Source organism: Dietzia sp. CQ4 (genome assembly GCF_014145125.1).
Taxonomy (GTDB): domain Bacteria; phylum Actinomycetota; class Actinomycetes; order Mycobacteriales; family Mycobacteriaceae; genus Dietzia; species Dietzia natronolimnaea.
In genome coordinates, this window is sequence record NZ_JAALDZ010000355.1 from 1 (window position 1) to 3,456 (window position 3,456).

At 68.6% G+C, this 3,456-nt stretch carries 5 protein-coding genes; 2 read left to right on the forward strand and 3 right to left on the reverse strand.

What is annotated here, in order from left to right; translation table 11 throughout:
* Positions 1–56: 56 nt before the first annotated feature.
* A complete protein-coding gene (locus tag G6031_RS16810; protein ID WP_182653882.1) occupies positions 57–737 on the reverse strand; it encodes an aminodeoxychorismate/anthranilate synthase component II in 681 nt (226 codons plus the stop codon).
* A gap of 89 nt (positions 738–826) precedes the next feature.
* On the opposite strand from G6031_RS16810, the gene crgA reads away from it, so the two are divergent.
* On the forward strand, positions 827–1,093 hold the full coding sequence (gene crgA, locus G6031_RS16815) for a cell division protein CrgA (protein WP_179524031.1): 267 nt from the start codon (positions 827–829) through the stop codon (positions 1,091–1,093).
* A gap of 334 nt (positions 1,094–1,427) precedes the next feature.
* Positions 1,428–1,979, forward strand: coding sequence for a PH domain-containing protein (locus G6031_RS16820; RefSeq protein WP_241737394.1), 552 nt, complete (start codon positions 1,428–1,430; stop codon positions 1,977–1,979).
* Here G6031_RS16820 and G6031_RS16825 read toward each other — a convergent pair.
* Both G6031_RS16825 and G6031_RS16830 read right to left on the reverse strand, forming a co-directional pair.
* Positions 1,969–2,703 (reverse strand): rhomboid family intramembrane serine protease, encoded by a 735-nt coding sequence (locus G6031_RS16825; RefSeq protein WP_182653883.1) that lies wholly within the window; start codon positions 2,701–2,703, stop codon positions 1,969–1,971. The genes G6031_RS16820 and G6031_RS16825 overlap by 11 nt on opposite strands.
* Positions 2,704–2,821: 118 nt before the next feature.
* On the reverse strand, positions 2,822–3,352 hold the full coding sequence (locus G6031_RS16830; protein WP_179524029.1) for a peptidylprolyl isomerase: 531 nt from the start codon (positions 3,350–3,352) through the stop codon (positions 2,822–2,824).
* Between the last annotated feature and the right edge of the window lie 104 nt (positions 3,353–3,456).

Genomic DNA, 3,456 nt, shown 5'->3' on the forward strand with positions numbered 1-3,456 from the left:
GGCGCCGAGCGTGGGCGCCGGGCGTGGTCGACTCAGCGTGCGGGCGGTGCGGCCTGTCAGGCGAGCGCGGCGCCGCGGGCCCGGTCGAGCTCCTGCTCCAGACCCGCCACCAGGGTCTCCGCAGGCTGCTCGCCGCACATGCCCAACCAGTTGGCGAGCATGCGGTGGCCGCCGTCGCTCATCACGGACTCGGGGTGGAACTGGACCCCGTGGACGGGCAGTTCGCGGTGCCGCATCGCCATGATCAGCCCGGACCCGGTCCACGCGGTGGGCACGAGTTCCTCCGGGACGGTCTCCGGGAGCACCGTCAGCGAGTGGTAGCGGGTCGCCGTGAACGGGCTGGGGATCCCGGCGAGGACGCCCGAGTCGTCGTGGGTGACCCGACTCGTCTTGCCGTGCATGAGTTCAGCGGCCCGGTCGACCGTGGCGCCGAAGGCCTCGCCGATCGCCTGGTGTCCCAGGCACACGCCCAGCACCGGGACACCCGCGCGCCCACAGACCCCGATCAGCGGGATCGTGGCGCCCGCCCGGTCCGGCGTCCCCGGGCCCGGGCTGAGCAGGACGCCGTCGAACTCGGCGACCACGCCCGCGAGCGACGCCGGGTCGTAGCCGCCGTCCGGGCCGGCGAGTCTCTCGTCGTCGTTCCGCCACACCTCGCACGTCGCGCCCAGCTGTCCCAGGTACTGGACCAGGTTGTAGACGAAGCTGTCGTAGTTGTCGACGACGAGGATGCGCATAGATGCAGCGTACTGCTGTCGTCGGGATGAACGTCCCCGGCGGGTCTTGGTAGAGTGGCCTGGATCAGCCCCACCAGTGCGAGGACGTCATGCCCAAGTCAAAGGTCCGGTCGAAGACCGAGTACACCGACGCGGCCGTCAGCCGCACCCCCGTCAAGGTCAAGGGGACGCCCACCGCGCAGTGGTACCTGATCGTGATGTTCGGTCTCATGATCCTGGGCCTGGCGTGGTTGGTGACCTACTACATCGCCGGTGAGCGGATCCCGTTCATGCAGTCCCTCGAGACCTGGCAGAACTTCGCCATCGGTTTCGGGCTGGCCGTGGTCGGGCTGCTCATGACCATGAACTGGCGCTGACACCCGTTCTACCGGAACCCCGTTCCCCGCATTCCACAGCTTAATTCACAGGTCACCTCCCGCACGACGCGGGGGGTGACCTGCATTTTCTCATCGAATTGACATCCATGCAGGTCAAGGTGGTGTATTCGGCGAAGTGACCGGTGTTAGCGATGCCCGCGCCCGCGCACACAGGCTGTGGACAACTCCCTCCACACTGGGGATAAACCCTCGACGACGACGACGAGGACGACGCCGCAGGTCGGGGTGCTGCCCTCTCGAACGCGGATCGAACTCCACCCGTGTGATTCATCCACACTGTGGATTCCGCCTGTGGATAAGGGAGGATGGCGGGATGAGTGAGACAACGGCGTCCACCGGCGGACACCAGGCCGCGTCGTGGGGCCCGGGGACCCTGTGGCCGGCCGCGCAGATCGCCCTCGGGGTCGGTGCGGTGGTGGTGGGACTGACCAACCGGGATCCCCTGGGGCTCATCCTCACCGGGCTGCTGGCGCTGCTCGTGGTCCCCGCTGGGGTGATGCAGTTGATGCGGCGTCCCCGGATAGAGGTGGTGGACGGACAGCTCGCGATCAAGAAGCTCGGTGGCGTGGTGTTCGTGCCGCCGGCGCAGGTCGTCGAGGCGCGCGCGCTCGGGGTCGCGAGATGGGGCGTGCGCCAGCACCTCATGCGACTGGAGTACGTGGACGACCGGGGGCGGGAGCAGCTCGACGTGTTCACGCGGGGAGACCTGGGGACCGATCCGCGTGAGGTGAGGGAGAGGCTGGTGGGCCTGGGATTCGGGGGGACCCGGGGGCCGGGGTCCGCCGGGTCGGATGCCACGGGGTCGGATACGGGCGGGTCGGATGCCACCGGGTCGGATACCGGCGGCCCCGGATCTAGCGCCTGAGGACGTAACCCCACTGCATGGTGTCGGCCGCGTACCAGGCGGCCACGGCGACGAGCGCCACCAGTCCCAGGTAGGCGAGCCACGACACGGTCTCCCGCCCGCCACGACCCACCCGTCCCGGCAGTCGACGGGGCAGGACCACCAGGACGAGCGCTCCGAGCGCGCCCACCACCAGGCCGCCCAGGTGGGCGGCGAGGGAGATGCCGGGAACGAGGAAGCTCACGCCGATGTTGAGCACCAGCAGTATCCCGATCCCCTTGACGTCGAGGCGCATCGACATCGCGACGATCGCGTACGCACCCATGAGGCCGAAGATGGCGCCGGACGCCCCGGCCGTGAGCGCGTTCTGGCCGTAGAACATCACGGCGACGGAGCCGCCGAAGGCCGAGACCAGGTACAGCGCGAAGAACCGGGCGTGTCCGATGCTGCGCTCGATGCCCAGACCGAGGATCCACAACATGTACATGTTGAGCAGGAGGTGCATCGGCCCGAAATGCTGGAAGGCCGAGGTCATCAGGCGCCACCACTCGTCCCGCGCCGCGACCAGCGGCGGATAGAGCGCCGTGGCCTCGAACAGCGCCGAGGTGTGGTTGCCGAGCATGCTCCGCGACTGGGCGACCGTGGCGGCGTAGACCGCGAGGTTGGCGGTGATGAGCCACGCGGTCACCGGCTGGCGTCGGAAGAAGCGGGAGACGGCGCCGCCGTTGTGCGTCTGGGTGGTCATGGGCTGGTGTGCTGTCACCGTTCCTGGATCGTCGTGGATAGACCGACGGCGCGGGACCGGTGTTCCGGTGCCCGCGCCGCTGGCCGGGCCGTGTCGCCACGACCCTGTGGATCAGGAGTCAGGAGATCTCGATCGACTCGATCACGATGTCCTCGACCGGGCGGTCCATGGCGCCGGTCTTGGTGGTGGCGATGGCGTCGATGACCTTCTGCGAGTCGGCGTCCGCGACCTTCCCGAAGATGGTGTGCCGGTTGTTCAGGTGCGGAGTCGGGCCCACGGTGACGAAGAACTGCGAACCGTTGGTCCCCGGGCCGGCGTTGGCCATGGCCAGCAGGTACGGCTCGGTGAACTGGAGCTCCGGGTGGAACTCGTCCTTGAACTGGTAGCCCGGGCCGCCGCGGCCGGTTCCCGTGGGGTCGCCGCCCTGGATCATGAACCCGGAGATGACGCGGTGGAAGATCGAACCGTCGTAGAACGGGCCGGACTTCTCGCCCTTGGCGTTGGCCTGAGAGTAGTCCTTCGACCCGTCGGCCAGGCCGACGAAGTTCGCGACCGTCTCCGGGGCGTGGTTGCCGAACAGATCGACGACGATGTCGCCCTTGTTCGTGTGGATGGTTGCCTTCTGCGTTGCGATGCTCACGACGACCATCCTGCCACGCGGTCCCGGTGGATGTCGGCGAGGTGGTGGTCGCTGTCCGAGGGCTGTGCCACCATCTACCCATGAGCACACGAAGCGATCGCGCCGCCGAGCGT

Excerpts from the sequence above, each read along its gene's own strand:
- G6031_RS16825 (WP_182653883.1), bottom strand. The coding sequence starts at position 2,703 with ATGACCACCCAGACGCACAACGGCGGCGCCGTCTCCCGCTTCTTCCGA.
- G6031_RS16830 (WP_179524029.1), bottom strand. The coding sequence starts at position 3,352 with ATGGTCGTCGTGAGCATCGCAACGCAGAAGGCAACCATCCACACGAAC.
- G6031_RS16820 (WP_241737394.1), top strand. The coding sequence starts at position 1,428 with ATGAGTGAGACAACGGCGTCCACCGGCGGACACCAGGCCGCGTCGTGG.
- G6031_RS16810 (WP_182653882.1), bottom strand. The coding sequence starts at position 737 with ATGCGCATCCTCGTCGTCGACAACTACGACAGCTTCGTCTACAACCTG.
- crgA (WP_179524031.1), top strand. The coding sequence starts at position 827 with ATGCCCAAGTCAAAGGTCCGGTCGAAGACCGAGTACACCGACGCGGCC.